This window comes from Saccharothrix sp. CCNWYY140 (assembly GCF_037401995.1).
Taxonomy (GTDB): Bacteria; Actinomycetota; Actinomycetes; order Mycobacteriales; family Pseudonocardiaceae; genus Actinosynnema.
In genome coordinates this window covers 1-5,130 of sequence record NZ_JBBEGC010000234.1, presented here as the reverse complement: position 1 = coordinate 5,130, position 5,130 = coordinate 1, and the positions used below count along the sequence as shown (strand labels likewise).

The window sequence follows — 5,130 nt, the reverse complement described above, 5'->3', positions numbered from 1 at the left end:
GCCCTTCGGGCAGGCCATACGGGGATGACACAAGCAAGAAGCCCAAGTTGCGCTGTGTCCTCCCCGGCGGACTGCCCGCTCGCCGGCATCGCCGGAGGGGCGGTGGTCCCGTGGGGTGTGGTGGGGGTCACAAGGTTTTTTCGGAGCGCGCGTCATGTCTGGCGGTGTGGGCCCTCTAACCAGGTGCGGGGTGGCCCGGGCGAGGGCCGGGCCACCCCTGCCCTCCTTTACCGCTTGTCGATGTCGGGGTGACGCCCCGTGGACGAGAGCGCTTCAGAAAGTTACGGAACGGTGTCGACCGTTCCGCTTCGGGTTGACAGTGGCGGGTCTCGACGTGACTGTGAGAGCGCTCTCACGACGGGCCGCGCGGGATCGAAGGCGACCCGATGCATCCAGGAGGACGGATGAGCAGGACTCTGGTCGGCCGGGTTGGGGCGACCATCGTGACGGTCGTGGCTGTTGGTGCGGTGGTTGCCTGTAGTGGGGGGAGTGGTGCTGGGGACGGGAAGGTCAAGTTGTCCATCGGGATCTTCTCCGACTTCGGGTACGACAACCTGATCAAGGAGTACCAGGCGCAGCACCCCGAGATCGAGATCGAGCAGCGCAAGGTCAAGATGGAGCAGCACCACACCCAGTTGGCCACCCAGCTCGCGGGTGGGCGGGGTGCGGCGGACATCGTGGCCATCGAGGAGGGCAACGTTGCCCTGTTCCGGCAGTCCAAGGACAAGTTCGTCAACCTTGCCGACTACGGGGCCAAGGAGCTGAAGTCCCAGTGGGCGGGCTGGAAGTGGAACCAGGGGACTGCCGACGACGGGAACTTCGTGCTCGGGCTCGGGACTGACATGGGGAGTCTTGCGCTGTGCTACCGGCGTGATCTGTTCCAGGCGGCTGGGTTGCCTGTGGAGCGGGATGCGGTGGGCAAGTTGTGGCCTACCTGGCAGGAGTTCCTGGCTACCGCGGACAAGTTTGCCGCTGCTACGCCGAACGTGAAGTTCGTCGACACCGCGCAGAACGTGTACAAGGCGATCCTCGACCAGACCGAGGAAGGCTACTTCGCCAAGGCGGACGACTCGTTCATCGCCGACACCAACCCCAAGGTCGCCGACGCGTTCAAGCTCGCCGCCAGTTTGGCCGAGAAGAAGCAGACCAGTGCGCTGTCCCCGTTCAGCCAGGACTGGAACGTCGCTCTCAAGCAAGCCTCCTTCGCCACCACCACGTGCCCGGCCTGGGCGCTCGCGCTGATCAAGGCCGGTGCGGGCGATGAAGCGGCGGGCAAGTGGGACGTGGCCGCCGCGCCCGGTGGTGGTGGGAACTGGGGTGGGTCGTTCCTCGCCGTGCCGAAGCAGGGCAAGCACCCCAAGGAGGCCTACGAGCTGGCCAAGTGGCTGACCGCGCCGGAGCAGCAGAAGCGGATCTTCAAGGAGACCGGCAACCTGCCCAGCGAGCCCGCCGCCTACAAGGACCCCGAGGTCACCTCGACGGTCAACGAGTACTTCAACAAGGCTCCCGTGGGCCAGATCTTCGGCAACTCCGCCGAGAACCTGAAGCCGACCTACCGCGGCACCAAGGACTCGAAGGTCACTCCGGTGTTCAACAACGCCTTGCAGCGCGTCGAAACCGGTAAGCAGTCCACTTCGGACTCGTGGGACCAGGCCGTGCGGGAAGCGCGGGACGCGGCCAAGTGACGGTCGCCCCGGCGCGAGGCGGTACGGAGACCGGGCGCTCCGTGCCGCCGCCGCGCGTCGACAAGCCGTACTGGCGGCACCGCCTGGGGCGTTGGGACACCAAGTACACGCCGTACCTGGCCATCGCGCCGTTCTTCGTCGTCTTCGGGATCTTCGGCCTGTACCCGCTGCTCTACACGGCCTGGGTGTCGCTGCACGACTGGCAGCTCATCGATGGTGATCGTGGGTTTGTCGGGCTGGAGAACTTTCGGACGCTGTTCGGGGATCCGAACTTCTGGAACGCACTGGGCAACACGGTCAGCCTGTTCGTGTTGTCGACCGTGCCGCAGTTGCTTGCCGCGCTTGGGTTGGCGGCGCTGTTGGACCGGGGCCTGCGTGGTCGGGCGTTCTGGCGGGCGGGTGTGTTGCTGCCCAACGTCATCTCGGTCGCTGCGGTGGCCCTGGTGTTCGCGCAGTTGTTCGGGCGGGACTTCGGGATCGTCAACGGGGTGCTGGGGCTCGTCGGGATCGACCCGGTGGACTGGCGGGCCGAGACGTGGGCCTCGCACCTCGCGATCAGCTCGATGGTGATGTGGCGGTGGACCGGGTACAACGCCCTGATCTACCTGGCCGCCATGCAGTCCGTGCCCAAGGACATGTACGAGTCAGCCCTGCTGGACGGGGCCTCGCGGTGGCGGGTGTTCTGGTCCATCACCGTGCCGAGCATCCGGCCGACGATCCTGTTCACCGTCATCGTGTCGACCATCGGCGGTATGCAGCTGTTCGTCGAACCGCAGCTGTTCGACCCGGGCGGCACGGCCACGGGCACCGGCGGCGCGGACCGGCAGTTCCAGACGCTGGTGATGTACCTGTACGAGAAGGGGTTCCGGCTGTTCGACGCCGGTTACTCGTCGGCGATCGCGTGGGTGCTGTTCATGCTGATCCTGCTCGTGGCCCTGCTGAACTTCACGTTGACGCGGCGCATCGCGTCGAAGGGGTGAGGGCCGTGGCTTCCCGTGTGGGCAAGGCGGGGCCGATGGTGTACGCGGTGCTGGTCGTGGTGCTCGTGGCGTCGATCTTCCCGCTGTACTACTCGTTCCTGATCGCCAGCAAGGACAACTCGGCGCTCGGTGACGCCGTGCCGTCGTTGGTGCCGGGTGGGAACCTGTTCGAGAACCTCGGGCGGGTGTTCGACACCGTGGACTTCTGGCTGGCGATGCAGAACTCGCTGGTGGTCGCGGGAACGGTGGCGATCAGCAACGTCCTGCTGGGCACGTTGGCCGGGTTCGCGTTCGCGCGCTTGCGCTTCCGGGGCGGCAACTCGTTGTTCCTGATCGTGGTGGGAACGTCGATGGTCCCGACGCAGTTGGGTGTCATCCCGCTGTACATGCTGATGTCGGACCTCGACTGGTACGGGACGCTGCAAGCCGTCATCGTGCCCGCGCTGATCGGCGCGTTCTCGGTGTTCTGGATGCGCCAGGCGTGCGAGGAGTCCGTGCCGTTCGAGCTGGTGGAGGCGGCCCGGGTGGACGGGTGCTCGGTGTTGCGCACCTTCTGGCACGTGGCGCTGCCCGCGGTCCGGCCGCAGGCGGCGGTGATGGGCATGTTCACGTTCATGACGGCGTGGAACGACTTCTTCTGGCCGCTGATCGTGCTGGACCCCAACGACAGCCCCACCGTGCAGGTCGCACTGTCCACTTTGGCCAGTGGCTACTACACGGACTACTCGCTCATGCTCTCCGGCGCGTCGCTCGCGGTGCTGCCGGTCGTCTGGATCTTCCTCCTGCTGGCCCGCCAGATCGTCGGCGGGATCATGCAGGGCGCTGTTAAGGGGTGAACACATGACCGCAACCGACCCGGACACCCAGGTCGGGCAGGAGCTGCTGCGCTTCCCACCGGACTTCCTGTGGGGAGCGGCGACGGCCTCCTTCCAGATCGAGGGCTCGACCACGGCGGACGGTCGAGGGCCGTCGATCTGGGACACCTTCGCCGCCACGCCGGGCAAGGTCGAGGGCGGCGACACCGGCGAACCCGGGTGCGACCACTACCGCCGCTACGCCTCGGACGTCGGCCTGATGGCGGACCTGGGCCTGGGCGCGTACCGCTTCTCCGTGGCCTGGCCCCGCGTCCAACCGACCGGCGCGGGCGCGGTGGAGGAGCGCGGCCTGGCCTTCTACGACCGCCTGGTCGACTCGTTGTTGGAGCACGGCATCCAGCCGGTCGCCACGCTGTACCACTGGGACCTGCCCCAGGCTTTGGAGGACCACGGCGGCTGGCGCAACCGCGACACTGCTTACCGTTTCGCGGAGTACGCAACGCTGGTGCATGCGCGGCTTGCCGACCGTGTGTCGGCGTGGGCGACGCTGAACGAGCCGTGGTGCTCGGCGTTCCTGGGCTACGGCAACGGAATCCACGCGCCGGGCGTGGTCGACCCGTTGGGAGCGCTGGAAGCCGCCCACCACCTGCTGCTGGGCCACGGTCTGGCCATCGAGGCCTTGCGCGCGCAGGCACCGAAGGACCACCGCTTGGCGATCGTGCTGAACCTCACCTCGGTCTACGCCGACGACCCGGACCACGGCGAGGCGGTGCGCAAGGTCGACGGACTCCAAAACCGGTTCTTCCTGGACCCGTTGAACGGCAAGGGGTACCCGGAGGACGTCGTCGAGGACACGGCCTGGCTGGGCGACTGGCGTCACGTCGTCCGCGACGGCGACCTGGAGCTCATCGCCGCCCCGATCGACTGGCTGGGCGTCAACTACTACAGCCCCGCGAGGGCCGCCCTGTCGGCGGACCCCTCACACGTCACCCCGGGTCCCTACCCCGGTCTGCGCGGCGTGGACCTGTTGCCGCCCAGGGGCGATGTGACCGGTTTCGGTTGGGAGATCAACGCCCAAGCCTTCACGGACCTGCTCGAACGCCTGGACCGGGACGTCACCGTGCCGCTGGTGGTCACCGAGAACGGGTCGGCGTTCCCCGACACGGTGTCGGGCGGCCGGGTAGTGGACGTCGAACGGACGAAGTACCTGGTGGACCACCTGCGTTCGGTGCACACCGCCATCTCGCGGGGCGTGGACGTGCGGGGATATTTCGCCTGGTCCCTGCTGGACAACTTCGAGTGGGCGGCCGGGTACGGCCAACGGTTCGGCATCGTGCACGTCGACTACACCACCCAACGTCGCACGGTGAAGGACAGCGGCCACGCGTTCGCGAGGATCGTCCGGCACAACGCGGTGCCGGCCAAGGGTCACGTGGTCCAGTGAAACGAGCGCGGGGCGGTCCACCGGACCGCCCCGCCCGCACAGCCCTTCGCGCCCGCACAGCCCTTCGCCCGCAGGGCGCGCGCTTTTCGAAGTAGCTCGCGCAGCAGACCCCCAACTTGGGCTTCTTCCGTCATCCCCGTATGGCCTGCCCGAAGGGCTACCACACTTTGGGTCGGGTGCAGCCAAAAGTTTTTGCGAGGAACGAG

At 67.3% G+C, this 5,130-nt stretch carries 4 protein-coding genes; all 4 read left to right on the top strand.

Going from position 1 to position 5,130, the window contains the following annotated elements; genetic code table 11:
- The first annotated feature begins 404 nt into the window (after positions 1-404).
- The 4 genes from WBN91_RS38950 to WBN91_RS38935 all read left to right on the top strand — a co-directional run bounded on the left by WBN91_RS38950 (position 405) and on the right by WBN91_RS38935 (position 4,924).
- Complete coding sequence (locus WBN91_RS38950; RefSeq protein ID WP_337729310.1) at positions 405-1,685, top strand: extracellular solute-binding protein; 1,281 nt, start codon at positions 405-407, stop codon at positions 1,683-1,685.
- 83 nt (positions 1,686-1,768) lie between these two features.
- Positions 1,769-2,665, top strand: coding sequence for a carbohydrate ABC transporter permease (locus WBN91_RS38945; RefSeq protein WP_337729312.1), 897 nt, complete (start codon positions 1,769-1,771; stop codon positions 2,663-2,665).
- A gap of 35 nt (positions 2,666-2,700) precedes the next feature.
- Positions 2,701-3,501, top strand: a complete 801-nt coding sequence (locus WBN91_RS38940; RefSeq protein ID WP_337729311.1) for a carbohydrate ABC transporter permease — start codon at positions 2,701-2,703, stop codon at positions 3,499-3,501.
- 4 nt (positions 3,502-3,505) lie between these two features.
- The gene (locus WBN91_RS38935; RefSeq protein WP_337729309.1) at positions 3,506-4,924 is read left to right on the top strand and encodes a GH1 family beta-glucosidase; all 1,419 of its coding nucleotides are present in this window, start codon (positions 3,506-3,508) and stop codon (positions 4,922-4,924) included.
- The last annotated feature ends 206 nt before the right edge of the window (positions 4,925-5,130 follow it).